The organism is uncultured Psychroserpens sp. (assembly GCF_947494225.1).
Lineage (GTDB): Bacteria > Bacteroidota > Bacteroidia > Flavobacteriales > Flavobacteriaceae > Psychroserpens.
Genome location: NZ_CANLUG010000002.1, coordinates 748,212 through 774,911, shown reverse-complemented (window position 1 = coordinate 774,911; position 26,700 = coordinate 748,212). Strand labels below are relative to the sequence as shown.

The following is a 26,700-nucleotide window of genomic DNA, read 5'->3' as shown; positions in this document are numbered from 1 at the left end:
TATTTTATTTATATTGTTCTATTTACATCAAATTGCTCAAAATAATCAGCAACACGACGCACAAAACTTCCGCCCAAAAACCCATCAACAACACGATGATCAAACGACAATGACAAGTACATCATACTTCGAATGGCAATTTCATCGCCTTTTTCTGTAGTGATAACCTCAGGACGTTTTTTAATTATTCCCAAAGCAAGAATCGCCACTTCAGGTTGATTGATAATAGGTGTTCCCATGACACTTCCAAAAGTTCCTACATTAGAAATAGTAAAGGTACTCCCTTGAATATCATCCGCTTTTAAATTATTTTCTCTAGCCTTATTAGCAAGCTCGTTAACATTGGTTGCCAATGCTTTCAAATCTTTTGTATCTGCGTTTTTAACCACTGGTACAATTAAGTTCCCGCTAGGTAATGCAGTAGCCATACCAATGTTAATATCTTCTTTCACTATAATATTCTTACCATCAACTGAGGCATTAATATTTGGAAAATCTTTAACAGCTTTTGCCACAGCCTCAACAAATAATGGTGTAAAGGTCAAACGCTCTCCATGCTTTTCTTGGAATGCTTTTTTATTGGCATTGCGCCAATTTACCATATTGGTTAAATCGGCCTCAACATAAGCCGTTACATGAGGCGACGTATGTTTTGAATACACCATATGATCTGCAATCATTTGACGCATTCTATCCATTTCAATGACTTTTCCTTTTCCTTTATCAAAATTTAGCTGTGGAATACGATATGCCGTTGGGTCTTGTTGAGCAACTGGCTGTGCAAATTTATAGGGTCTCCCTTCTTCGATATACTGAAATATATCACTTTTGCGTAATCGACCTTCATGACCTGTTGCTGAGATTCTAGCTAATTCTTCAAAACTAATATGGTGTTCCTTCGCAATCTTTATAATCAAAGGCGAGAAGAATGTATTCGAATTAGAAACGCTAAATTGCCCTGAAGAAGCAACGGGATCTAATTTTGGTCGTTTTGGTGCCTTAGGTTTTTCGGTCTTTTTTTGTTCTGGTTTCTTATCTGCTTTTTTAGATTGTTTTTTTGACTCTGCAACATCTCCATCTGCTTTAATAATTGCAATGGTTTCTCCTATTTTAATCACCTCATTAGCATCAAATAAAATCTCTTCAATAACTCCAGACACATTTGAAGGCACCTCAGAATCTACTTTATCTGTAGCAACTTCGAGAAGCATTTCATCTTCTTCAATTGTATCTCCAACATTTTTAAACCATGTGATAATGGCAGCTTCAGTAATACTTTCGCCCAATTTGGGCATTTTAAACTCTACTTTTGACATTTGTATTAACTAGTTTATCCTAGTTTTAAAATTTAAAAATTATTAATCTAATATTTTTATGTTGCTAATAAAGTCATTAAACTTCTCAACATTTAATTCATAGGTGTCTGGTGTAGCAATAAATTTCACCAAAACGAAATGAGTTTTAGTTTCAAAAGTCACATATTGACAATCATATAACGAACCGCCAAACATGGCCTGAATTTTATAGGTAACCCCATTCATATTCTCGGCAGTTTTAAGTTCTTTTTTCATTAAGAACGTTCCTGTATTTAAACCATCTCCTATCTTTTTTCCTAGAACAAATTCCTTATTAAAATCTTTGAAACCTTTATATGCCTCTTTTTCAAACCAATTTAAACTTATAGCGTTCTTCACATTATTAATGTCTGGCATCGTTGCCATCCAATACAAGCTCAAATCCGATTTAACCAAATTAGCCCAATTTGGGATGTCTAATTCAAATCCCTTACTCTCATTTATGAATTCGATTGTAGTATTGTCCTCCTCAGCTTCCATCTTAGCATAGGTGCCATCAATATCAATTGGGCCACCAAAAATGTCGACAGAATTAGAGATATTTTTAATGCTTTCTATCTTTTGTTCGATACTTTCGCCTTCATAGGATACTAACATCATTCCAGAAATAAAATCATTTACAATACAGTTTAGAAAATAGTACTGCGACACTTTTTGCTCCAGTTTATCATTTCCCATCTCTTCAAGGGCTTTTTCTGGCATCGCATAACTCCATAAATGAAATCTCTTTCCTTGATCATTTAAAAACACTTCTTCTTTTATATCAAGATCTTGTTTGAAAATTTCATCTTTTAAATAATCTACTTCGTAGTTCATGGCGTCTTTTAAAACTGCAATCTCCTTTTCTGGCTTAGATTTATTTGTATAATTATTTCGGTCATATTTTCGTTTTAAAAATTGAACAAATTCGTCACCAATCATATAAGCATTTGACATTCCCGTCGTTTTTATAGAATCTCCCGGAAATTTCACTGTAAAATGTGCGCCTTTTGAGTTATCAACATAAACAACACTACTATCAAGTGCGAAATATGTTATTTCATTTTGCGCCAATCCTTTTGAGGCAAAAAACAGTAAGGCTATAACAATTATTCTTTTCATTTCGTAAGTTGTTGTCTTCTCTATTTTTTCATGAAATCGCGAAGTGTTTTATAAACATCTTCCTGTATTTTCATATGCTTTGGAACCTCTCTTAAAGGTTCTACTTCTTTTAAACTTTCATGACAGTCTGCTGGTAATTGTTGATATAACTGCGTGCCTTTCGTTTTCCAAGCAATCATATCGTCGCTTACTTCCTTTATAATTTTTGCAGGATTCCCAACCACTAAACTTCGATTCGGAATTTTAGTCTCAGCCTTTACAAATGCCATAGCTCCAACAATACATTCATCTCCAATTTCGGCATCATCCATAATAACAGTATTCATACCAATAAGGCAATTTCTACCTAAGTTCGCACCATGAATTATGGCTCCATGACCAACATGCGCACTTTCTTTAAGGGTAATGGATTTTCCTGGAAACATATGTACAGTACAGTTTTCTTGCACATTAACACCATCTTCTAAAATGATTTGTCCCCAATCCCCTCTAATAGCCGCTCCCGGACCTATGTAACAGTTTCTACCAATAATCACATTACCAGTTACGGCAGCCAAAGGATGCACAAAACTACTTTTGTGAACCACTGGTATAAATCCTTTAAAACTGTAAATCATTATTATTTAAATCCTTTTAATTTCTCTTTGGTAAAATCAGACAACACTAATCTTCCGCTTGTTTGTGCGCGTTCTGCCAAAAGCTCGTCCCAATCATCAGTTCCCTTCCAGAATACTTTTTTCATTTCTAACATGGCTTCTGTATTGTATGTACATAAATGTTCGGCCGTTGTTTTTACAGCATCATCAAGTGCTTCAGTGCTATCGTAAACATGTGTAAACAAACCTTTTTCTTTAGCCCATTCTGGCGGATAAAATGAATTTGCATCAATGGCAATTTGTGACATCGCACTCAATCCCATTTTTCGTTCTATTGCTGGTCCAACTACAAATGGTCCGATTCCAATATTTAACTCGCTTAATTTTATAGCTGCAAACTTCGTGGCCATACAATAATCTGTTGAAGCTGCGAGTCCTACACCTCCGCCAACAGTTTTACCTTGGATTCGTCCTATAATAAACTTTGGACATTTTCGCATGGCATTAATCACATTAGCAAATCCGGAAAAGAAAACTTTTCCTGTAACAGCATCATTTATATTAATAAGCTCTTTAAAACTTGCTCCAGCACAAAAGGTTCTATCGCCTCCACTTTTTAAAACGATTACTTTAATAGCATCATTTTCACCTGCTTCAGTTATGTTTTCAGCTAGTTTTGCCAATACATCTCCTGGTAAGGAGTTATGGGCAGGATGAAAAAATTCAATATATCCTACTTCGTTTTCTATCGTTTGTTTAACGTATGGTTGTGTCATAATTTATAATAATCCAAATTGTTCAAAATGATGATTTAAGTGCTTTCGCTCCATTAAATACCATTCATATCTATTTAATTCTCCAAAAACCATATTGCTTAATGTTGCTTCTGGGTTTTCTTTAAAGTAATTTAAATAAGCTGCTCTCTGAGCTTTAAATGTCTCAATTGCAATCGCCAGATTTTCATGTTTCAAATCATCTAACGTATCCTTTTCTAGTAATGGGAAATTTGAATTCTTCGGAAATTTCCTGTAATTATATAAACTGTTCTTTACCTTCTCAAGAATTTTTTCAGGAGTAGCCACTTCAAAATCTTGAATCTCTCCCGCAGCAATTTTATATGTATACTCTAGATGTTCAATCATATGTTGAGGCGTCATAATTCCCCACTGAGGTTTCGTGTCTTCATTAAGTTTACTTAAACACTCCTCTATTTTAGCGTCTGTCATTTCAACGAAGACCTCTTGTTTCTTCTGCACCATTGTTAAAATGGTTGCAACCGCCACTAAAGGACTATCTTTATCGTTTTTTTGACTTTCAGGTCTATCTTCAAAATTGGCATCGAACACTTCTACATGCCACTTTACAATACCACTTGGATGTTCAGCTGAAGCGACATCTCGATCTACTTTTTCCTTACAAGTTAATCGCACATAGATTGTATCGTTGTGATATAATGGTCGTAAAAACCGAATACTATCTAAACCGTAGTTTGCAGCTACTGGGCCTTTATTAGGATATACAAACAATCCTGCTGCCGCCGAAATAATGAAATAACCATGAGCTGTTCTTTTCTCAAAAATACTTCCGTCTAAGGATGTGATATCTGTATGAGCATAAAAATGATCCCAAGTAAGGTTGGCAAAATTGATTATGTCGGTATCTGTAAATGTTCGTTTATGCGTTTTGAGCGACATGCCTGGTTGAATATCTTCCCAATGGTATTTAAATGGATGCTGTTCCGCTTCCTTATACTTTGCATTTTGTTGGTAAATGCCTGTAATTTCAGTAATTGTTGTTGGTGAGCCTTGAATTGCTGTACGTTGCAAGTAATGCTTGATCCCTCGCATTCCTCCCATTTCTTCACCACCTCCTGCACGTCCTGGTCCTCCATGAACTAAGTATGGTAAAGGTGAGCCGTGACCTGTACTTTCTTTCGCACTCTCGCGATTTAAAACCAAGATTCTTCCGTGGTGACTGGCAGCATTAACTACGTAATCTTTAGCAATTTTATCGTCATTAGTTGCTATAGAAGATACTAAAGACCCTTTACCCATCTGAGCTAATGTAACAGCCTCATCTAAGTTCTTATAAGGCATAATAGTACTTACGGGTCCGAAAGCCTCACGTTCATGAATCACTGTATTTTGAAAAGGATGGTCTGCTCTCAATAAAATTGGGCTGATAAATGCACCCTTTTGTGCATCTGCTCCTATAGTTTCAATTTTATCTAAATCACCATATACAATTTGAGCTTCTTTCGCCAAGTCGTTTACAGAATCCCTAACGGCCTTAACTTGCTGGCGACTTACTAGAGCCCCCATTCTTACCTCTTTTAATCTTGGGTCTCCAATAGTCACCTTATCTAATGCTTTTCCTAATGAAATTTGTACATCTTCAACTAAATTTTCAGGAACTATGATACGCCTAATTGCTGTACACTTTTGACCAGCTTTTACTGTCATTTCTTTACGAACCTCCTTAATAAATAAATCAAATTCTGGCGTTCCTGGCACGGCATCTTCACCTAAAATAGAAGCGTTCAATGAATCGGCTTCCATTGTAAATGGCACAGATTCCTGTATGAGCCTAGGATGTGCTTTAAGCAAGCGTCCGGTAGCCGCCGAACCTGTAAATGTGACAACATCTTGTGACTCAACAGTATCTAAAATAGTTCTTACTGTACCATTAATAATTTGAAGTGCCCCTTCTGGTAAGATCCCTGAATTTATGATGTCTCTGGCAACGGCTTCGGCTAGATAAGATGACGAAGGTGCGGGTAATACGACAGCCGGAACACCAGCCATCCAGTTTACTGCACATTTCTCTAGCATACCCCAAACAGGGAAATTAAATGCATTAATATGTACAGCGACACCTTTTTTAGGCACCATAATATGATGAGCCATAAAACGCCCTCCTCGAGACAAGTCGATAGGATCTCCTTCAACGTGGTAAGGTTGATTTGGAAACAATTTTCGGAGAGAGGCATTAGCAAAAAGATTACCAAAACCTCCTTCTATATCAATCCAACTGTCTACTTTGGTAGCTCCTGTACGGTAACTCAATTCATAGAATGCATCCTTTCTTTTTGTAAGATACAATGCTAATTTCTTAAGCATGTTACCACGCTCTTGAAATGTCATTTTTCGAAGTTGCTCACCTCCTTTGGTTCGTCCGTAGTTTAGTATTTCTGGAATATCTAACCCTTCAACTGCAACACTTGTAAATGCTTCGCCGGTTATAGCGTCATAAATTGGTGCGCCTTCTTCTTTTCCTGTTGTCCAATGACCTTGAACGTAATGTTGTATTTTATCCATAATAACTCCTTATGCCATTATTCTTAATATTCTTCCTGTAATTTTTCCTTCTATAGATTTTACGTAACCGTCTACAATTTTATGCATTGGTACTGGTGTATTTCCTGGAAAATAGTCTTTGTATTTCTCGAATGAATCTTCTACCAAATCTGAGCACACAACGTTGATTCGTTTTCCATCTTCTAACTCTAAAGCCACAGCCTTAGCAAAGCTATTGATAGCGCCATTTACCATAGCTGCACTTGTTGTCATATCTACAGGGTCATCTGCTAAGATTCCGGTAGATAATGTTATAGATCCTCCTGGGTTTAAGTAATTTTTACCAATTCTTACCGTATTAACCTGTCCCATCATTTTACTTTTTATACCAATATAAAAATCATCTTCGGAAAGCTTATTCAACTTGTCCCATTTCGCATCTCCAGCAATAGCTACAATAGCATCTAGTTTCCCCACAGATTCAAACATCGTCTGTATTGATGATGAATCTGAAAAATCGACAGTGACGTTTCCAGAATGTCGACCAGCAATGAGTACTTCATGCTTTTGAGCTAAGCGTTCACTTACCTTTTTACCTATTGTTCCGTTGCCTCCTATGATTAATATTTTCATTATCTCTTATTTTAGTCCCAACTGCGTTAGCGGTTGAACGGTTTGTTTGAGCTCCTCAAAGAGAGCGAGTAGTGAAAACGCGACCCTTGTGGTAACGCCCAAATTACCCCAACATCAAACACGTTCTATTATAGCAGCATAACCTTGACCAACACCAATACACATTGTAACTAGAGCGTACTTTTTTTGCTGCTCATGTAACTCTAAAGCTGCCGAATAAGCGATTCTTGCTCCTGTAACTCCAAGAGGGTGACCAATAGCAATTGACCCTCCATTTGGGTTTAATCTTGGATCGTCATCTGCCAATCCCCATGCTCTCGTACATGCAAGCGCTTGCGCTGCAAAGGCTTCATTTAGCTCTATAATATCTATATCGTCCATAGTTAATCCTGCTTTTTCCAAAGCCTTATTAGACGCCTGTACTGGACCAATTCCCATAATTCTTGGCTCTACACCAACCACTGCAGAACTTACAATTCTTGCCAGAGGCTTTAGGTTATATGTTTTAACAGCATCCTCTGATGCAATTATTGTTGCTGCAGCACCATCGTTTAAACCTGAGGAATTCCCAGCAGTAACGCTTCCTCCTTCTTTTTTAAAAGCGGCTCGTAATTTTCCAAGCACTTCAAGTGAGGTCGTTGGTTTTACAAATTCATCTTTGGAAAATTGAATAGGATCTTTTTTTCGTTGCGGAATTTCTACAGTTACGATTTCTTTTGCCAAACGTCCATTTTCTTGGGCTTTTGCTGCCTTCATTTGACTCCAGTATGCAAATTTATCTTGATCCTCTCTTGAAATATTATATTTTTCAACGAGGTTTTCGGCTGTATTCCCCATACCATCGGTTCCATACAATTTATGCATTTTTGGATTTATAAAACGCCATCCAAACGTAGAATCGTACATTTTAGAATCACCTCCAAAACCTGTAGATGGTTTGGCAATAACGTATGGTCCTCGTGTCATATTTTCAACACCTCCAGAAATAAAAAGGTCTCCATCTCCTGCTTTTATAGCGCGATTGGCATGTATGATAGCTGATAAACCAGAGCTACATAATCTATTTACGGTTTCTCCAGGAACTGTAAACGGTAATCCAGCCAATAATGATGACATCCTTGCCACATTACGATTATCTTCTCCAGCCTGATTTGCACATCCCATTATAACATCGTCATAAGCCTCTTTAGGAATGTTTGGGTTACGTTTAACAACTTCTGAGATGACTAAGGCTCCCAAATCGTCTGTGCGTACAGCAGATAATGTGCCTTTATAGTTTCCAATTGGTGTTCTTACACCATCAATGATATATGCGTCTTTCATATAATTTTATTCTTTTTCAACAAGTTTAGCTGATTTCGCAGCTTTTTCTGCGTATTTTTTATAGTCTTCATCCTTTTCCGCCTCATAAAAGGCAGTTACCATTATGGTGGCATCTTTGGCATGCTCTTTAGCGAAGATGAACATATAATAGGTTTGCCCATCTCTATCCATTGATTGTTTTAAAAAGAGAATGCGATTACCATCTGTTTTAAGCGCTCCTTTGCTGAGTGTTTTTATACCTTCTTTAGATTGTTCGTTTTCTAAATCTTTTTCTAAATTTTCAAAAGAAGAGGGTACAAGCATTGCTAGTATACCTGATTTCTGATCTTCTGAAAAATGAGTATTCCCTTGAGTGATTGGAAATATACTTTTATCAATATCCATCTCTATGACAGAGCTAAACATTGAATTTATAGTTTCTTTAATCTCAATTTCTTCTTCAATAACATCATCTTCTTGAGCGAATCCGATGCTTGTAAATAACATTGCAATAATTACAATGAGGTACTTTTTGTTTAATTTAATCATGTGTCCAATCTTTTTGAGTTCTATATACAACGCCTTTAAACAAGGCTACTAATTCGTTTTCGCGTTTTACTTCAATAATATTAAAGCCTAGTTTATTATTTACTTTTTCAATCACAGATTCTGCTATTAAATAATCTCCTTCATCTAAGGCTTCGATGTGATTAATACTAGTTTCAATGGATACAGCATATTTCCCATGGGTATTGGCGGCAAAACCAAATGCGGTATCAGCCAAAGAATAACTAATACCTCCATGTGCCTTATTCATACTATTGAGCATGTCTTTACGAATGGTCATTGCAACTTTGCATCGGCCAATTTCGCATTCTAAAATCTCAATACCTAACCATTGGCTGTAGGCATCTTGACTTAGCATTTTATGTGGAATATCTTCTCCCTTCATAATTTAATATTTAACTGCTTCGAGATATTTTAATAGAAAATTATATCAAGAAGTCTCACTTGTTCTCGATACACTTCGCACTCGAACTGACGCTAAAAAAATGTTTTATGTTCTCTCTTCATCTTTCTCAACAATGGGCTGCATCTATATCTATCTTCATGATACTCATTATATAGGGCATCTAATCCCGACACGCACCAATTGATTCCTTTGTCATCTGCCCATCCCAATAAACCTTTAGGATAATTAACACCTTTAGTCATGGCGTTATCTATGTCTTCCGCTGACGCAATGTTTAAAAACAAGGCATCTGCTGCTTCATTGATAAGCATAACCAATACACGATCAAATATTTGTTGTCCTAGAACTTTATCTTCTAATGGCTTTGGTTTAGTAGCGCCTTCGGCATAGTCATAGTAACCTTTTCCAGATTTACGTCCTAAATATCCAGCTTCGGCAAAACGTTTCTGAGTAAATGCTGGCTTGTATCGAGGGTCGAAATAAAATGCGGTAAATACGGTTTCGGTAACTGTGTAATTTACATCATTACCAATAAAATCCATTAATTCAAATGGCCCCATTCTAAAACCGCCAATTGTTTTTAAGGACCAATCGATGGTTGCAAAATCGGCAATTCCTTCTTCATAAATTCTCAAAGATTCACCATAAAATGGTCTTGCCACTCTATTGACTATAAATCCTGGGGTATCTTTGGCCACAGCAACTACTTTTTTCCAATCGGAAATAGTTTTCACTGAAATATCCAGAACATTCTTTGCTGTTTGGATTGCAGGAATCACTTCTACCAATTTCATTAAAGGTGCTGGGTTAAAGAAATGAATACCTATACAACGTTCTGGCTTTTGTAATGATGCTGCAATAGATGCAATAGACAAACTTGACGTATTTGATGCAATAATACAATCATCTGCCACATAGGTTTCTAACTCTGAAAACACTTTCTTTTTAATCTCAAGGTTTTCGATAATTGCTTCGATGGTCAAGTTTGAATCGCTTAAATCTTTTAAACGATCCACATAAGCGATGTTATTTTGAATTCTCTCTTTTTCGAGGGTATCGATTCGTCCTTTTTCTATAAGACGATTTAATATTTTTTCTAAAGCAGCCTTGGCTTTATCTAAAGCATTTTGATTAGTATCGTACAATTTCACCTTACAACCAGCAGTAGCAGCTACTTGAGCAATGCCACTTCCCATGGTTCCTGAACCTATAATACCTACGTTCATATTTATCTCCCTTTAAATTCTGGTTTTCTTTTTTCTATAAATGCGGCAACTCCTTCGGCATAATCGTCACTCTGCGCTGCTTCTATTTGTAATTTAGACTCGAGTGCCAATTGATCTTTTAAGCTATTATTCATGGATTGATTAAATAACTCCTTTATTAATCCTAAAGCCTTTGTAGGCATGTGTGCTAACTTGTAGGCTAATTTGTTTACTTCATCTTCAAAACTATCTAGAGGCATAACTTTATAAATCATTCCTAAACGTTCTGCTTCTTCGGCAGTAACTTTATCTCCAAGCATTGCCAAAGCTGATGCCTTTTGAAAACCTATTAATCTCGGTAAAAAGAAGGTTCCAGCGCTGTCAGGAACTAACCCTATTAAGCTAAATGCCTGAATAAAGCTAACTTTTTCATGTGCCACTACAATATCACAGGCTAAAGCAATATTAGCTCCTGCCCCAGCAGCCACACCATTTACGGCAGCAACAATAGGTTTCTTAATGGCGCGGATTCTAGTAATTATTGGGTTATAATGTTCTTCTAGAATTTTCTTAAATCCTGGGTTTAATTCTGGATCTGTGACTTCTTTCAAATCTTGACCTGCACAAAATGCTTTACCGTTTCCTGTAAGCACCATGGCCCTGACCTCATCATTAGATTCACAATCATCCATAATAGATTGAAGATTTAATGCCATTTCACGATTGAAACTATTAAATACTTCAGGTCTATTGAGCGTTATATACGCGACCTTGTTTTCAATTCTTAATTGTATTGAATTATTGCTCATACCTATTATTTTATCTCAATTTGCGTTAAGGATGGAGGCTTTGTTGGAGCTCTCCCGATAATTATCGGGAAGCGACTGCCGAGAGCCTGACCCTTTGGGTAACGCTATATTTATTTTAAACATTTAAAATAGTCGAATGGTTCTTGACAGTCATCACATTGAAATTGTGCCTTACATGCGGTTGAACCAAATTGACTTACCAATCGTGTGTTTTGTGAACCACAATTGGTGCATTTAACCATTCGTTTTCCATGGAGCAACACATCTTTATCTGCTTGAGCTTCTAAAGGAGCGGCAATTCCATATTTTTCTAGTGCTTGCCTACCTCTTGGAGTAATCCAATCTGTAGTCCACGCTGGGTACAAAATCAACTCAACTTGAGATTTGTAACCTGCATCTAGTAATGCTTTTTTGATGTCATCACCAATAACATCCATTGCTGGACAACCACTATAAGTTGGTGTAATTTCGACCTGTACAACACCATCTGAGATGATTGCAGAGCGAACGACACCCATATCCATAATAGACAATACAGGGATTTCTGGATCAGACACCTGTTCTAATATTGCGATTAACTTTTTGTCTATATTTTGCTCTGTGGTTGTCATAATTATTTTGATGATATTCCGCAACAAACCGTGGAATTGTCAATCAAAGGTGTATTACCATTCCATATTTGGATAGGTTCTTTGCATATATTGCAAATCACTTAATAGATATCCCAGATGTTCTGTATGTATACCTTCTTTCCCTCCTTTTTGAAACCATTTTGATTCTGGAGTATTGAGTGTTGCTACTTCTAAAACAGCATTCACTCTGTTATAGTAATCTTCTTTTAGTTTTGTCACATCAACACCAATTCCTTCAGCAAGCATTGCTTTGTCTGCATTTGTTTGATGAAATAACTCATCGGTATATGTCCATAAATCATTAATAGCTTCTTGCATTTTTGCATTGCTTTCTTCGGTACCATCACCTAAGCGTTTTATCCAATCTGAGGAAAAGCGTTCGTGATAACTTACTTCTTTAACACATTTATTGGCAATGGCCGAAAGTGTCAAATCTGTACTTTTTTGGAGTTCTTTTAAAAATGCTAGATGATAAACATCAAATAAAAATTGACGTCCTAACGTATAAGCAAAATTGGTATTAGGTTGCTCAACCAACAACACATTTTTATACTCACGTTCTTTGCGAAGCATGGCGATATCGTCCTCACTACGTTCATCTCCTGCTATTTTCGCAGCATATTGAAAATAGCTACGTACTTGTCCGAATAAATCTAGAGAAATATTTGTACAAGCAATATCAGTTTCTAAATTTGGCCCATGACCGCAGAGTTCTCCCATACGTTGTCCTAGGATAAGACTATTATCTGCGATACCAAGAATATAATTATATAAATTTTCGTTTTTCATTACATGTGTTTTACTTCGTCTGGTAAATCATAAAATGTTGGGTGACGATATACTTTATCTTGTGCTGGTTCGAACAGCTCACCATTATTTTCGGGATTTGAAGCTGTAATATTCTTTGATTCTACAACCCAAATACTTACACCTTCATTTCGTCTAGTGTAGACGTCACGGGCGTTTTCTAATGCCATCTCTGCATCTGCAGCATGAAGGCTTCCAAAATGTCTGTGTTCTAATCCGTTTTTACTTCTTACGAAGATTTCCCAAAGAGGCCAGTTTTTTGTTGACATAACTATAGTTTTAAACTGCTTGTTTTTCTTTTCTTTCTTGTTTCTTTTTTGCGTGAGCCATGGCAGCATCACGAACCCACTCTCCACGTTCCCAAGCGCCCACTCTTGCTTTCATTCTTTCTTTATTCATTGGTCCATGACCTTTTACAACTTGCCAGAATTCATCCCAATCAATTGCTCCGAAATCATAGCTTTGTCGTTCTTCATTCCATTTTAAATCTGGGTCTGGAACTGTTAAACCAATTAAATCGGCTTGAGGCACTGTTTGATCTATAAACTGCTGACGCAATTCGTCATTGGTTTTACGTTTAAGTTTCCATTTCATTGACTGTGCTGTATGTACCGATTTATCATCGGTTGGACCTAACATCATAAGACTGGGCCACCACCAACGATTTAGAGCATCTTGAGCCATTTCCTTTTGTTCTGGAGTTCCATTAGCCAATTTGATCATGATTTCATAACCCTGTCTTTGGTGAAAACTCTCTTCTTTACATACACGAATCATTGCCCTTGCATAAGGACCATAAGATGTATTACATAATGGCACCTGATTAATGATGGCTGCTCCATCAACCAACCAACCAATAGCACCCATATCTGCCCAAGTTAATGTTGGATAATTAAAAATACTAGAATACTTGGCTTTACCTGTATGCAATTGTTCGTAGAGTTCATCTCTTGAAATACCTAAGGTCTCAGTAGCGGAATAGAGGTACAATCCATGACCAGCTTCATCCTGTACTTTTGCCAGTAACGCCACTTTACGTCGTAACGAAGGTGCTCTTGTAATCCAGTTACCTTCAGGAAGCATTCCTATAATCTCAGAATGTGCATGTTGTGACATTTGTCGAATATGCGTTTTACGATACTTCTCTGGCATCCAATCTTTAGGCTCGATTTTCTCATCTCTGGCGATACGCTCGTCAAATTGTTTTTCGAGATTTTTAATTTGTTCTTCACTCATAACTTTAAGTTTTTGGTGACTAAATTTTCTTTTTCATTATATGGTTGGTTTGATGGTATAGTCTTTAAAAATCATACATCAAAATCTACTACTACTTTTTCTGTTGTTGGCACGGCTTGGCAGCTTAACACTAAGTTTTGAGCTACCTCCTTATCATCTAAGGCATAATTAATTTTCATTTCAACTGCTCCTTCTATCACTTCGCACTTACATGTACTACAAACACCACCTTTACAAGCAAAAGGCAAATCGGCCCCTGCACCTAAAGCAGCATCTAAAATATTATCATATTCCTTAGTCATTGTAAATGCAAATTCTTTTCCACCATCTACAATTGTTATTTCAACACCTTCAACGTTCTGTTTTGCCAAACGTTCAGCTCTTTTAATATCTTCTTCTGATAGACCTGTAACAAATAACTCGAAATGCACTAATTCTTTTGGCAATCCCTTATTAATTAAATAGTCACTTACATAATTCACCATTTGCTCTGGACCGCAGAGAAAAACCTCACTTGTATCAGGAATGTCGATGAAAGTTTTGGTTAGGACTTCCATTTTGTCGTCGTCAAATCTTCCATTAAAAAGCTCAATATCTCTACGTTCTTTAGTTAGGAAGTAATAGATTTCTAGTCTTCCAAAATAGGTGTTTCGAAGTTGCTCTAGTTCTTCTTTAAAGATAATAGATTTTGCCGTTTTATTCACATAAAACAGCTTACAAGTTGAGTTTGGTTCTTGAGCCAGGTGGGCTTTTATCATTGATAACACCGGCGTGATTCCACTTCCTGCCGCAAAAAACAGATAGTTTTTTGAATGCTCAGGCATTACAGAGACCCCAAACGCTCCGCTTGGCGTCATAACCTCGAGGTAATCGCCCTTCTTTATTTCAGTATTAATATAGGTAGAAAATTTACCACCAGGAATTTGCTTCACGGCTACTTTCCACTGATTTTCACTTGGACTCGAACACAATGAGTACGAACGACGAACATCTTCGCCGTTTATATCTGCCTTAAGCGTTAAATGCTGGCCTTGTCTAAATTTAAAATTATCTTGTAATTCTACAGGAATATCAAATGATACTACTGAAGTATCTTCGGTTTCCTTATAAATATCTGCAACTTTTAAGTTATGAAATTCTGCCATGTGTATACCTTAAACATTTAACTAACACTTGTTAGTTTGGTGAACAAAGATACAAAATATTATTCTTAATTAGACGTTAATTCCTTCTATGAGAACTTCACTTAAATTATTAGCCAAATCATCGGCATTAAGATCTTCTTTTTTAGGTATCCATAAATAGAGTGAACGCAAAGTAGATAACATAGAGAACATTATAACTTCGGCATTGGTTTGTTTTATTTCGGCAGTAGAAATACCTTCTTCAATAATTTTTAAAAAATTATTTTCGTACTCATTTCTTAATTTTAAATAGTAATCCAATTGATCCTCAAGATGCATCCAGTCATTATTTAAAGAGGCCATACCATTTGTATTACTAGCTGTAATATTAACATGTAAGGCGACCACTTGCTTAAGTTTAGAGATATTCGAAACCTCCGATGCAATAATAATGCTCATACCATTTGTAAAGGCTTCGGCGATATCAATGATAATCTCTTTAAGAATATCTTGTTTTGAGTTAATATGATTATAAAGACTAGCAGCTTTTATTCCCATGGCTGTAGCCAAATCCCTCATCGTCACTGCGCTATAGCCTTTATCCTTAAAAAGTTTAGCTGCCGTATTTATGATTTCGTCCTTACGTGTTTCTGATTTCATTGGCACTAATATACATATTCAATTTAAACTAAAACATTATGTTAATCAATCTAAACAGCCATTTTTTAATTCATAACTTTGTAAGGTTTTAAAGAAAAATGCACTTAAATAAACTATGAATAGAGCAATAGAAACCAATCCGTTAATTGACAGATTACCTCCTCACTTAAAGCAGTTTATTAAGCCTCAAGACTATGATGATTACTCTCCTATTAATCAAGCGGTTTGGCGCTATGTCATGCGGAAAAATGTATCTTATTTAAGTAAGGTGGCCCACCACTCATACTTAAAAGGGCTAGATATGACTGGTATTTCTATTGAAACTATACCAAGTATGTATGGCATGAATCGTATTTTAAAAGATATAGGTTGGGCCGCTGTTGCTGTTGATGGCTTTATTCCCCCAAACGCTTTTATGGAGTTTCAGGCTTATAAAGTTTTGGTGATTGCCTCAGATATCAGGCAATTAGAACATATTGAATACACACCTGCTCCAGATATTATTCATGAAGCGGCTGGGCACGCCCCTATTATTGCCAACCCCGATTATGCTGAATATTTAAGGCGTTTTGGTGAAATTGGAGCGAAGGCTATTTTATCTGCACATGACAATGATATGTATGAAGCTGTTCGATCACTTTCTATTTTAAAAGAATCTCCAACATCAACATCTGAAGCCATTAAAAATGCCGAAGCCTTAGTACAAGAACTTCAGCATAAAAAAGTACCGCTTTCTGAAATTGCAAAAATTAGAAACTTACATTGGTGGACTGTTGAATATGGACTTATAGGCACTATCGAAAATCCTAAAATTTATGGCGCTGGGCTATTATCATCTATTGGAGAAAGTAAATGGTGTATGACCGACCAAGTTGAAAAGCGGTTATATAGCATTGATGCAGCCGACATAGAATTTGATATTACCAAACCTCAACCACAACTCTTTGTAACTCCAGATTTTGCTTACCTCATGGAGGTGCTTGAAGAATTTTCTAGTACCATGGCATTAAGAAAGGGCGGATTTCGAGGTTTACAAAAACTTATAGATTCTAGAAAAATTGGTAGTATAGAATTAAATACAGGATTGCAAATTTCTGGTGTTTTTACCGAAATGATTACCGACGAGGACAATAACGTCGTATTCTTTAAAACCGAAGGCCCAACTGCTTTGGCTAATAGAGAAAAAGAACTTATAGGTCATGGCGCACAAGCCAATCCGAATGGATTTAGTTCTCCAATTGGAAAACTTAAAGGTATTAGCTTAGCTATTGAAGACATGAGGCCTAGAGATTTAAAGGCTTATAATTTTTACGACGGAAAAAGGATTGCCATTGAATACGAAAGCGGCATTACAATTGAAGGTTTAAATGTAACTGGTATTAGAAATGTATTTGGAAAATTAATTCTTATAGAGTTTGAAGATTGTACGGTAACATATAAAGACAGGGTTTTATTCTCTCCGAACCAAGGAACTTTCAAATTGGCGGTAGGATCATCAATAATTTCTGCATTTGCTGGTGCGGCAGACTACAGATCTTTTGACAATCTATATCATGTATCAGAAACTAAAACAGTGCGAAAACTTAAAGACAGTAGCACTTTAGAACTCGAGTCACTTTATAAGAATACGAGTGATATAAGGCAATCAAATTACGACGAAGAGCGTGTCAAAACTATTTTTAAAACCTTAACCGATAATCATAATGATGATTGGCTTTTAGCATTAGAATTGTATGAATTAGCATATCGTTACGACAAAGATTTTAGTAAAAATATTTTAAACCATTTGGAGCATTTAAAGCTGAAACGACCAAACGTTGCACATTTAATCACAAATGGATTAGAATTAATTACAAATTAAACGTTATACCATGGGATTATTAGGATTTATTTTTGGAGCTAAAAAGCGTCAAGTTGAGCGTTACATAAAAAATGGAGCTATTGTTTTAGATGTTAGAACACAGCGTGAATGGGACAAAGGACATATTGAAAATTCTGTTCATATTCCGTTGAATGAATTAAATGCGAGAGTTAAAGAAGTAAAAAACCTTAACAAACCAATAATTGCTTGCTGTGAAAGTGGTGTGCGTTCTGCAAAAGCTGCAAAATATTTAAACCTTAATAATATTGATGCAATTAATGGAGGTAGCTGGGTAAGTGTTCAATATAAATTATAACTTAATATCTAATAACTCTTCGGAAGAGTCTATTGGATTTTCATTATATTGTAGGGTCCATCCTAAAGAACTAGTGAGAATATAAAATTTAGCCAATTCACTAATCAACCTGTTTTGGGCATTAGATTTTAATTCTGAGGCTTCAACTTTTTTCATCAACGATTTTTTTACCGTTTCCTTAATGTCATTATAATCTTTGGCTTCAAATTGATTTAGAAAATCCGCCTGAATATCGTAGTATTCAAAATCTGGATTAATTTTTATTTCTTCTTTGGGAATACTCGTTATTCTTAATGTTTTAGAAAGCTCATCGATCTCGTAATTCACAAGACTCAAATCATAAGCAATCGTTACATCTGCATTAACAATTACTATAGCCTGTTTTTTTGCTTCTAATAAATCGGCAAAAACCGCTTTAGAATTTTTATAGGTAAATACTTCACTAAAATGTCCTTCGGTAACTACAAGTTTACCAACATTTTTAACCTGTTCTTTTATAAGCGCTGTGTGCTCTTGAAGTACGATTTCATCTTGCCGCTTATCACTGCAGTACTTAAAAGTAAAGAGTATAATTAAGGTAATAATAACGCCGAATATTATTTTTCGCATATGCTAATATAATTAAAATATGAGTATAAAATGTTGACGCAAATATGATATCGAGATTACAATATTGTCTAAATCACTTGCTATAAGAACAATAAATGGATCATTGGTAAGTTAATTATACAAACCAACTTACTATGAATCGACTTGCAATCGTCTTTTTATATGTATTAGTTTCTTGTTCTCCAGCATTTACAGAGAACAACCTTAATCCAACTACATCAGACAAATTACTAAGTAGTGTTACAGCAACGTTCTCAGACTACGTTTTTGAAACCGAATATGAATATGATTTGAATTACATTATCAATAAAAATGCTACTCCTTTTTAAGTTCTAACTTTTCAGCAAAGTAATCACAAAAATCTTTCATTGTAGCTGTCATTTTTTCGTCTTGCGTTGCTCTGTAGAATGTATTGCTCATTTCCACAAGAGTTTGATGAAAAAATTGTTTCATTTCATCAACAGGCATGTCTTTTGTCCACAAATCTATACGTAAGGTTTCCTTAGCCTTTGCATCCCAGACTGCGAGCATCATAGCTTTAGCTTCTTCGTTAGATATCCCACCATCTTCTGCTGTCCATTGCAGTTTTTCAGGGACTCTGTTTTCGTCAAGTTCTACACTAAGTTCTATTTTTGAAGTATGGTTTTCTGCCATTATTTTGGTGGTTTATAATTAGATTTATTAAATATCTCATTGGCATCTGTTTGCAACATTTCTTGTAATGACACATCATTATTTTTCATATAAGCTCTTACAATTTGCCATCCCATATATTGTCCAAGTCTGCCAGGTGTTTTGCTATCGAGCTCTAAGTAAAATTTCGAAAATGGGGCGTCTGCAATAAATCTAGCAGGCAAACTGCTATCTGTATTATACAACATTTCCTTTTCAACAAATTCTGTCCAAATTACACCTTCATTTAACCGAGCAAACTCCAGCTGTTCTGGAGTATAACCTATTTTTTCTGCATCGGTTTTAAAGGGGATTATTTTATCTTTAAAGTAGAGTTGTTTCCCAAAATATACCATTTCATCTAGTAGCGTCTTTTTTCTGGATTGAAAAATCTGTCGTTCACTATACGCTTTAGCCAAATCAACAACAATCTGCGAAGGTTTCATATTTTGAGATAAAAAAACAGGGATACCTGAATACACTTCATGGTCATTCCCTAAGTAATTATCTATTGCAATAACAGCAACAGTATCTGTAACTGCTAACTTGTTTCTATAATCTACAAAATTGGTCAATGTGACTATTCTCGGTTCGGTAAAACTTTTATCATAATATTTTAAATGCTGAAATAGCTGTTCGATCTCATGGGTTTCATTTTTGAAATCTTCAAAAATTTTATCGGTTTCATTATTCAACATAATCTGATTAGAATCTTGCATTCTTTCAACCCACAGAGAATCTGGAATTCGGTTGTAAAACAAAAAAGGGAAGGCCTTTTTTAAATCAGACAAACCTTCGGGTTTTACCTCGGCAAATGCGCGATCAAATCGCTCTACAATAAAGTCGGTTTCAATTTTAGAAATTTCGTTTTCTACGGCGTCCTCATTTTTACAACTAAAAACACTAACACATAGAAGGGTAAATAAGACAAATTGTTTCATGGGTTATATTAACGATAACTTAATATTAGTAAATTTTTATTACTAACGTGATTACGTTATTTTTGTTACGCAAAGGTACTATTATTACATAAAAAACTCACTAAAATGCAAACAGAAAAAGTTGTTGACCATATTGTAAATTGGCTTAAAGATTACGCAACAAATGCTAAGGTAAATGGATTTGTCATTGGGATTTCTGGCGGAATAGACTCTGCCGTTACGTCTACACTTTGTGCAAAAACGGGTTTAGATTTATTATGTATTGAAATGCCAATTCATCAAGCGGAAAGCCATGTAAATCGCGCTCAGGAACATATTGAGCAACTAAAAAGACGTTTTCCAAATGTTAAAGATTCGAGGGTTGATTTAACGCCTGTTTTTGAAGAATTTAAAACTGAAGTTTCACTTAGCGGAAAGCAAGCAACTGTTGATATGGCCTTAGCCAATACTAGAGCAAGGTTACGCATGACCACATTATATTATCACGCAGGACTTTTAGGGCTATTAGTTGCGGGAACTGGGAATAAAGTAGAAGATTTCGGTGTAGGTTTTTATACAAAATATGGCGATGGCGGCGTAGATTTAAGTCCGATTGCCGACTTGTTAAAATCTGAAGTTTATGCCATTGGTGAACATTTAGAAGTACCCGAATCGATCATGAAAGCAGCACCAAGTGATGGTCTTTTTGGTGATGCAAGGAGTGATGAAGACCAAATTGGAGCTTCTTATCCAGAATTAGAATGGGCCATGAAAATGAAGGATGAAGGCAAAACCGAAAACGATTTTGAAGGACGCCAAAAGCAAGTGTTTCAAATATTTATGAGATATAATCGCTCAAATACACACAAAATGATCCCTATTCCCATTTGCGAAATTCCTAACGAATTGAAATAATTACTGGATTTTCTGTTAACAAACGGCGGTTATGTTGATTTTTTTATTAATTTTGCATTGCAAATCTCCACATTCTTGAATTTATTTTAATAAGTTCTGGCACTCTATACTAACTAACCAATTTAATTTATGTATTATGATCAAGGTATTAGTCGTTGACAACCATCCTATCGTAACTACTGGCTTTCAATTATTATTTGAAAATCACGACGACATCCAAGTTATTGGAACCGTTGGAAGTGGTGTGGAAATATTCGAATTTGTAAGACGTCATGACGTTGATGTTATCGTTTCGGAAATTGAACTCCCTGAACTCAATGGAATTACTGCACTTAGAGCTATTAAAAAAGAACATAGCCAGATAAACATCATTATGTTTAGCTACCATCCTGAAGAAATTTATGCTATTAGCACTATTAAGGCCGGAGCTTCTGGTTACGTTTCAAAATCTGAGTCTACAGATACGATTACTAAAGCTATAAAATCAGCCTATAACGGTGAGATTTATCTTAGTAATAAGATGTCCAAACATCTTAATTATAATGACACAAGACAATCAAAAAGCAGGATTTATAAGCGCTTATCAACTCGTGAGGTCGAAGTTTTAAAACTATTATCTTCAGGTAAGAAAAATAAAGAAATAGCTCAAGAGCTAGACATTAATGAAAAAACGGTAAGTACTTATAAAGCGCGTTTATTTAAAAAATTAAATGTCACTAATCTCATTGATTTGGTGAACCAAGGGAAACAGCTAGATTTAACTTAGATTTTACCACCAACAACTTTACCAAGTTTTCTTGAAAGCAGCATTTTTAGACCGAGGTAATCTTTAACATCCTCTAAAATTGTTCTGGCATTAGCATTCTCTTGTAAAGTTTCGTTTTGGTATTCTGCTACTTTTTTATCAATCAAGTAACACCTCAAGGTTAAAATAGTTTGAGTAACAAGTTGAGCGATACTGTGCTTTTTTTCCTTCGGAATAATATGATTTCTTTCCCAATCATGTAAGTTATAACGCTCATCATTCATCAAAATGGTGGTGACGTCATTAGCCAATTCTTGATCTAAGCCATTCACAAAATTTCTTGTTGAGAACTCTGGTTCTTGATTTAAGGTATCTATTATCGTATAGTACAACAACTTAAAATTAGGATTTGTGAATTGCATTTCGTCCTCCTGTAAGTCGAGGTAGATTTTTTCAAAAACCTTGGCGTTATGAATTACAGGTTCTAATTGTAATTCTCCATCTTCAGATTCTTTCAAGACAAGATCTTCGAAATCTTCAATTTCGGTTCCATAGAGCAATAAAATTTCAATAATCTTTCGCTCTAATTCATATTGTAAATTTATTTTAGGCGCTTTAACCTGTGGTTTTATAATGTCAAATGCTTTTTGCTCTGTTTTGAGATTTTTACCAGCCTCTTTAATCTCTTTTTTAGTAATCTGAGCAAGTGTACTAAACAAGACATCTTCACTTATATCCATAATGCGCGAACATTCTTGAATATAAATTTCCTTTTTTATTTGATCCGGAATTTTAGAAATACTATTAACAATATCTCTAATAGTTTCTGCCTTTTTAATCGGGTCATTATTAGCCTCCTTAATTAACAGAGATGCCTTGAATTGAATAAAATCTTTTGAATTATCATTTAGATAAGTTGTTAATTCTTCCAAGGTATTTTGTTTGGCAAAACTATCTGGATCTTCACCTTCAGGGAAGCCACAAACCTTGACATTCATTCCTTGCTCTAGAATTAAATCTATACCTCTTATAGATGCTCTTATTCCGGCCGCATCGCCATCAAATAACACTGTAATATTATTGGTTAATCTATTAACTAATCTAATCTGCTCTGGAGTTAAGGCTGTTCCAGACGACGCCACAACATTCTTAATACCTGTTTGATAGAACTGAATAACATCAGTATATCCTTCAACCAAATAACAATTATCTTCTTTAGCAATAGATTGCTTAGCGTGATAAATTCCGTAGAGAATTTTACTTTTATGATAGACCTCACTCTCAGGTGAATTTAGGTACTTAGCTGCTTTTTTATCAGCTGCCAGAATACGTCCGCCAAATCCTAAAACTCGGCCGCTCATACTGTGGATTGGAAACATCACTCTTCCTTTAAAGCGGTCAAATTTCTTTTCGGGTTTTACAATAGTTAATCCCGTTTTTTCTAAAAACTCCAGTTGATACCCCTTCTTTAATGCCTCATCTGTAAAAGCCTGCCATTCATCTAGGGAATATCCTAAATTAAATTGTTTTATAGTCTCATTGGTAAAGCCACGCTCTTTAAAATAGCTTAATCCTATAGCCTGACCTTGATCTGTTTTGAACATAATACGTTCAAAATAATCCTTGGCAAATTCATTAACCAAATATAAACTCTCTCGCTCATTGGCTTCTTGCTTTTGCTCATCAGTTTGTTCGGTCTCTTCAATTTCAATATTGTATTTTTTAGCGAGGTATTTGATTGCTTCTGGATAGGTAAAATGTTCATGTTCCATTAAAAATGTCACAGCATTTCCCCCTTTTCCGCTAGAAAAATCTTTCCAGATTTGCTTTACTGGAGATACCATAAAACTAGGAGAACGTTCATCACTAAAGGGGCTTAGTCCTTTAAAGTTACTTCCTGCTTTTTTAAGTTGCACAAAATCACCAATCACTTCTTCTACTCGAGCGGTGTCAAATACTTGTTCTATGGTGGATTTTGATATCAATTACTAATCTGTTTACAGTTAAAAAAACGTATTGTTTGAACTATTTTAGAAAATGTAAATGTAAGACAAATCAAAGTCAACTGAAAAAATATTATCTTAGGCATAACCTTATAACCCAACCAATATGAAAAAAATTACTCTTATTAGTTTATTGTTATTATTTAACCTAAACTTCATTTTTGCACAAGCAATTTTTGATTCATCAATTCATACAGCAACTCCTTTCGGTAGTGTTAATTCACCAGGAGGAGAAGGTGTTCAGAATATTATTGATCAAAATTCTGCAACGAAATTTTTAGATTTTAATGCTTTTGATGGCATCGGCTTCGAAGTCGATTTACTTGGAGTTGCTCAAACAGCAAGTTCAATAGAAATTGTAACAGCAAATGACGCTCCAGAACGCGATCCCACTGATTATGAGATTTTTGGATCAAATAACGGAACCGACTTTACAAGTATTACAACAGGAACTATTCCATGTGCTTCAGATCGTTTTTTTTCGAGAACATTTTCATTTAGCAATGCTACGGCCTATTCGTACTATCGTATTAACTTTACTGGAGTTTGCGGATCTAGCAGTATTAATCAAATTGCAGATGTACAATTATATGGCATTATCGGCACTGCTCCTGTACTAAATTGCCCAGGTGATATTGCGATAAACAATGATGCGGGACAATGCACTGGAAACACCTCCTTTGCTGTTACAGCCAACGATGCTGAAGATGGTTCCTTAACCCCAACATTAACCAATGGATTAGATTCTGGGAGCGATTTCCCATTAGGTGTTACAACAAATATTTATTCTGTAACTGATAGTGATGGAAATACAGTAAGTTGCACCTTTACAGTAACCGTTTCAGATAATGAAGACCCAACTATAGGGTGTCCTGCAGACATTATGACAGAGACCAATCCTGGCGAAACCACAGCTGTTGTTGATTATACAGTAAGCGCTTCTGACAATTGCTCTACTATTAACCCATTAACCGATTTTACGCCTTTAGGTACTTTAGCTGGGAAAGCCTATTATTTATCGAATAACACATTTACGCCTCAAGATGCTTATACTGATGCCCTAACCCAAAATGGTTTTGTTGGCACCATTAGAGATGCAAACGATGGGAGCTTTCTTTTAAATGCAATAGCCATGATTGGTGGTTCAGGAGATATACTTATCGGTTATAGTGATACAGATACAGAAGGCACATTTGTTTGGCAAAGTGGTGATAGTGCTACTTACACCAACTGGAATGGTGGCGAACCAAATAATGCAGGTAATGAAGATTATACGGTTATGCAATCTTCTGGAGGCTGGAACGATGTCGTTGGAGCAAGTGGTAGCTATAGGTATTTGTTAGAGGTTGATTATCTTCCTGAACAAACCGAAGGTTTGGCTAGCGGAAGTGACTTCCCTATAGGAACAACAACAAATACGTTTATTGTGACAGACATCGCGGGAAATTTTGTAACCTGTTCTTTTGATGTTGTCGTATCTGAAAATTTAAGTGTTGAAGATTTTGAGTTAGAAAACAACATTAGTTTAACACCTAATCCTGTTGATCATATTCTAACCATTAAAAACAGTTCTAATTTAGTTTTAGAACATGCCAACATATATGACATTAGAGGACGATTAGTGACTGCAGTAAACTTCGTTCATCAAACTATTGAAGACAAAACATTAAATACTTCAGGATTAGTTTCTGGCTTTTATCTAATAGAGATTAAAGCGTCAAATGGAGATACCACAGTGAAACGATTTATAAAAAAATAAGATCACTTATTACCGAATAAAAAAGCCGATTCAATACTAAGTTGAATCGGCTTTTATTTGAATATATAATTAGACTAATCCAAATCAAATCTGAATCCCATAGATAAATTATGTTGGTCAAATGTTTGATCTTTGAACATCGGACTTAAATCGTACTTGGCATAAATACCAATACTTCCATAACCTACATAAGCGCTTAATCCGTAAACAAAAGGGGTGGCATTATAACTACGTCTTATTTTTTCTTTCACACGATCACCATCTTCTTTAAAACGTAACTTTTGTTGTGTTCCAATATTAAAACCTGCGTAACCTCCAATACCTATTTTAAAATGCTTATAGGTACTGTATCTAAAGTAGTTTTTGCGTTCAATTTTTTTAGATGGCCCAAATTCAAAATGCAAAGGAAAAACGAGATTTGTAATTCTAAACTCTGATTCTGTTAATTCCGACGGAAACGTTTGTAAGGTGGTTGTATTTCCATCTTGTACAAAATAGCGATCGTCTTTAGGTGTTAATTTATTCCATTGGAATGAAAAACCATATTTTAAACGTACAGCATTATTGTCTTTAAACACTCTTGTCTTCCAAGCCCAGCCTAATTCTAAAAATCCAGATTGCATAAAAGTATACTCGTCACCTATTTTTTGACCTTCTCCAATGGCATTATTAAAACCTACGGCAAACACAAGATCACTTGTTGTTCGTTTGTCGTATTTTTTCGGTTTGTTTTTACTAAAACTAAATCCTGAAAATTTCCCTAAACTAACGCCAATCATTACCGATTCACTATTTCCATCATTATATTCTGCATCATTACGTTCTAATAGAGCAATTTTATTGTCAATAATAGCAATACGATTTTCAATATTTAAAGCGCGTTTTTTGGCAGCTTCTTTCTTTAGTTTTTCGGCTTGAGATTTTGTAATGAGTCCTTTTTCTAAACGTTCGTTGATCATTTCAACCTCAGCCTTTAAAAATTCACGTTCTTCTTCTTGAATTGTTTTCTTTAGTTCAGTTAATCGATCTATCTTAAGACCATTTTCCCTGTATGCAATTGAATCTTTTTGTGTTTCTTGTGCGCTCATACCCGTTGCAATTAGACATAGGGTGAGCAGCACTACGTACTTAGTAATAGTGTTCATAATGTTTGTTTTTAATTGATGATTAT

Annotated in this window: 28 protein-coding genes; 6 read left to right on the top strand and 22 right to left on the bottom strand. The window is 35.5% G+C overall.

Going from position 1 to position 26,700, the window contains the following annotated elements:
* Positions 1–8: 8 nt before the first annotated feature.
* From Q0893_RS07555 to Q0893_RS07475, 17 genes are all read right to left on the bottom strand, one after another.
* Entirely contained in the window at positions 9–1,316 is a 1,308-nt protein-coding gene (locus Q0893_RS07555) for a dihydrolipoamide acetyltransferase family protein (protein WP_299273996.1), read from the bottom strand.
* A 42-nt stretch (positions 1,317–1,358) separates the two neighbouring features.
* Positions 1,359–2,456, bottom strand: a complete 1,098-nt coding sequence (locus tag Q0893_RS07550; protein WP_299273993.1) for a hypothetical protein — start codon at positions 2,454–2,456, stop codon at positions 1,359–1,361.
* 20 nt (positions 2,457–2,476) lie between these two features.
* Positions 2,477–3,073 carry a transferase hexapeptide repeat family protein gene (locus Q0893_RS07545; RefSeq protein ID WP_298900196.1) on the bottom strand — a complete coding sequence of 199 codons (597 nt, stop codon included), beginning with the start codon at positions 3,071–3,073 and terminating at the stop codon, positions 2,477–2,479.
* A 2-nt stretch (positions 3,074–3,075) separates the two neighbouring features.
* Positions 3,076–3,828, bottom strand: a complete 753-nt coding sequence (locus tag Q0893_RS07540; protein ID WP_299273989.1) for an enoyl-CoA hydratase/isomerase family protein — start codon at positions 3,826–3,828, stop codon at positions 3,076–3,078.
* Positions 3,829–3,831: 3 nt separating this feature from the next.
* Positions 3,832–6,369, bottom strand: a complete 2,538-nt coding sequence (gene paaZ, locus Q0893_RS07535; protein ID WP_299273985.1) for a phenylacetic acid degradation bifunctional protein PaaZ — start codon at positions 6,367–6,369, stop codon at positions 3,832–3,834.
* A 9-nt stretch (positions 6,370–6,378) separates the two neighbouring features.
* Positions 6,379–6,981 carry a short chain dehydrogenase gene (locus Q0893_RS07530; RefSeq protein WP_298900199.1) on the bottom strand — a complete coding sequence of 201 codons (603 nt, stop codon included), beginning with the start codon at positions 6,979–6,981 and terminating at the stop codon, positions 6,379–6,381.
* 114 nt (positions 6,982–7,095) lie between these two features.
* Positions 7,096–8,304 (bottom strand): 3-oxoadipyl-CoA thiolase, encoded by a 1,209-nt coding sequence (pcaF, locus tag Q0893_RS07525; protein ID WP_298900200.1) that lies wholly within the window; start codon positions 8,302–8,304, stop codon positions 7,096–7,098.
* A 6-nt stretch (positions 8,305–8,310) separates the two neighbouring features.
* A complete protein-coding gene (locus Q0893_RS07520) occupies positions 8,311–8,832 on the bottom strand; it encodes a hypothetical protein (protein WP_298900201.1) in 522 nt (173 codons plus the stop codon).
* Positions 8,825–9,235, bottom strand: coding sequence for a hotdog fold thioesterase (locus tag Q0893_RS07515; RefSeq protein ID WP_298900202.1), 411 nt, complete (start codon positions 9,233–9,235; stop codon positions 8,825–8,827). The genes Q0893_RS07520 and Q0893_RS07515 overlap by 8 nt, the downstream gene beginning before the upstream one ends.
* Positions 9,236–9,327: 92 nt before the next feature.
* Positions 9,328–10,482, bottom strand: coding sequence for a 3-hydroxyacyl-CoA dehydrogenase NAD-binding domain-containing protein (locus Q0893_RS07510; protein ID WP_299273979.1), 1,155 nt, complete (start codon positions 10,480–10,482; stop codon positions 9,328–9,330).
* A gap of 2 nt (positions 10,483–10,484) precedes the next feature.
* Positions 10,485–11,270: an enoyl-CoA hydratase-related protein gene (locus Q0893_RS07505; RefSeq protein ID WP_298900206.1), complete on the bottom strand. Its 786-nt coding sequence runs from the start codon at positions 11,268–11,270 to the stop codon at positions 10,485–10,487.
* A gap of 110 nt (positions 11,271–11,380) precedes the next feature.
* Entirely contained in the window at positions 11,381–11,881 is a 501-nt protein-coding gene (gene paaD / locus Q0893_RS07500) for a 1,2-phenylacetyl-CoA epoxidase subunit PaaD (RefSeq protein ID WP_298900207.1), read from the bottom strand.
* Between the two features lie 54 nt (positions 11,882–11,935).
* The gene (paaC, locus tag Q0893_RS07495; RefSeq protein ID WP_298900208.1) at positions 11,936–12,691 is read right to left on the bottom strand and encodes a 1,2-phenylacetyl-CoA epoxidase subunit PaaC; all 756 of its coding nucleotides are present in this window, start codon (positions 12,689–12,691) and stop codon (positions 11,936–11,938) included.
* Positions 12,691–12,978, bottom strand: coding sequence for a 1,2-phenylacetyl-CoA epoxidase subunit PaaB (gene paaB, locus Q0893_RS07490; protein WP_298900209.1), 288 nt, complete (start codon positions 12,976–12,978; stop codon positions 12,691–12,693). The genes paaC and paaB overlap by 1 nt, the downstream gene beginning before the upstream one ends.
* Before the next feature lie 10 nt (positions 12,979–12,988).
* A complete protein-coding gene (gene paaA, locus Q0893_RS07485) occupies positions 12,989–13,945 on the bottom strand; it encodes a 1,2-phenylacetyl-CoA epoxidase subunit PaaA (RefSeq protein ID WP_298900210.1) in 957 nt (318 codons plus the stop codon).
* Between the two features lie 71 nt (positions 13,946–14,016).
* Positions 14,017–15,090 carry a 2Fe-2S iron-sulfur cluster-binding protein gene (locus Q0893_RS07480; RefSeq protein ID WP_299273972.1) on the bottom strand — a complete coding sequence of 358 codons (1,074 nt, stop codon included), beginning with the start codon at positions 15,088–15,090 and terminating at the stop codon, positions 14,017–14,019.
* Positions 15,091–15,159: 69 nt separating this feature from the next.
* Positions 15,160–15,729: a TetR/AcrR family transcriptional regulator gene (locus Q0893_RS07475; RefSeq protein WP_298900212.1), complete on the bottom strand. Its 570-nt coding sequence runs from the start codon at positions 15,727–15,729 to the stop codon at positions 15,160–15,162.
* Between the two features lie 115 nt (positions 15,730–15,844).
* Here Q0893_RS07475 and Q0893_RS07470 point away from each other — a divergent pair, with 115 nt between their 5' ends.
* Positions 15,845–17,590 (top strand): aromatic amino acid hydroxylase, encoded by a 1,746-nt coding sequence (locus Q0893_RS07470; protein ID WP_299273969.1) that lies wholly within the window; start codon positions 15,845–15,847, stop codon positions 17,588–17,590.
* Between the two features lie 10 nt (positions 17,591–17,600).
* The gene (locus Q0893_RS07465) at positions 17,601–17,906 is read left to right on the top strand and encodes a rhodanese-like domain-containing protein (protein ID WP_299273966.1); all 306 of its coding nucleotides are present in this window, start codon (positions 17,601–17,603) and stop codon (positions 17,904–17,906) included.
* Here the strand turns inward: Q0893_RS07465 and Q0893_RS07460 are convergent.
* The gene (locus tag Q0893_RS07460) at positions 17,901–18,515 is read right to left on the bottom strand and encodes a DUF4230 domain-containing protein (protein ID WP_298900215.1); all 615 of its coding nucleotides are present in this window, start codon (positions 18,513–18,515) and stop codon (positions 17,901–17,903) included. The genes Q0893_RS07465 and Q0893_RS07460 overlap by 6 nt on opposite strands.
* 134 nt (positions 18,516–18,649) lie before the next feature.
* Between Q0893_RS07460 and Q0893_RS07455 the strand changes: the two genes are divergently transcribed.
* Positions 18,650–18,844 carry a hypothetical protein gene (locus Q0893_RS07455; protein ID WP_299273962.1) on the top strand — a complete coding sequence of 65 codons (195 nt, stop codon included), beginning with the start codon at positions 18,650–18,652 and terminating at the stop codon, positions 18,842–18,844.
* Here the strand turns inward: Q0893_RS07455 and gldC are convergent.
* Positions 18,831–19,169, bottom strand: coding sequence for a gliding motility protein GldC (gldC, locus tag Q0893_RS07450; RefSeq protein ID WP_298900217.1), 339 nt, complete (start codon positions 19,167–19,169; stop codon positions 18,831–18,833). The two genes, Q0893_RS07455 and gldC, sit on opposite strands and share 14 nt — an antisense overlap.
* Entirely contained in the window at positions 19,169–20,128 is a 960-nt protein-coding gene (gldB, locus tag Q0893_RS07445; RefSeq protein ID WP_299273958.1) for a gliding motility lipoprotein GldB, read from the bottom strand. The genes gldC and gldB overlap by 1 nt, the downstream gene beginning before the upstream one ends.
* 105 nt (positions 20,129–20,233) lie before the next feature.
* Here gldB and nadE point away from each other — a divergent pair, with 105 nt between their 5' ends.
* Both nadE and Q0893_RS07435 read left to right on the top strand, forming a co-directional pair.
* A complete protein-coding gene (nadE, locus tag Q0893_RS07440) occupies positions 20,234–21,022 on the top strand; it encodes an NAD(+) synthase (protein WP_299273955.1) in 789 nt (262 codons plus the stop codon).
* A 136-nt stretch (positions 21,023–21,158) separates the two neighbouring features.
* A complete protein-coding gene (locus Q0893_RS07435) occupies positions 21,159–21,788 on the top strand; it encodes a response regulator transcription factor (protein WP_298900220.1) in 630 nt (209 codons plus the stop codon).
* On the opposite strand, the gene dnaG is transcribed toward Q0893_RS07435, so the two are convergent.
* Positions 21,785–23,752: a DNA primase gene (gene dnaG, locus Q0893_RS07430; protein ID WP_298900221.1), complete on the bottom strand. Its 1,968-nt coding sequence runs from the start codon at positions 23,750–23,752 to the stop codon at positions 21,785–21,787. The two genes, Q0893_RS07435 and dnaG, sit on opposite strands and share 4 nt — an antisense overlap.
* 124 nt (positions 23,753–23,876) lie before the next feature.
* Between dnaG and Q0893_RS07425 the strand changes: the two genes are divergently transcribed.
* Positions 23,877–25,529, top strand: coding sequence for an HYR domain-containing protein (locus Q0893_RS07425; protein ID WP_299273950.1), 1,653 nt, complete (start codon positions 23,877–23,879; stop codon positions 25,527–25,529).
* A gap of 74 nt (positions 25,530–25,603) precedes the next feature.
* Here Q0893_RS07425 and Q0893_RS07420 read toward each other — a convergent pair whose 3' ends face one another.
* Positions 25,604–26,674 carry a hypothetical protein gene (locus Q0893_RS07420; RefSeq protein WP_299273946.1) on the bottom strand — a complete coding sequence of 357 codons (1,071 nt, stop codon included), beginning with the start codon at positions 26,672–26,674 and terminating at the stop codon, positions 25,604–25,606.
* Positions 26,675–26,700 lie beyond the last annotated feature (26 nt).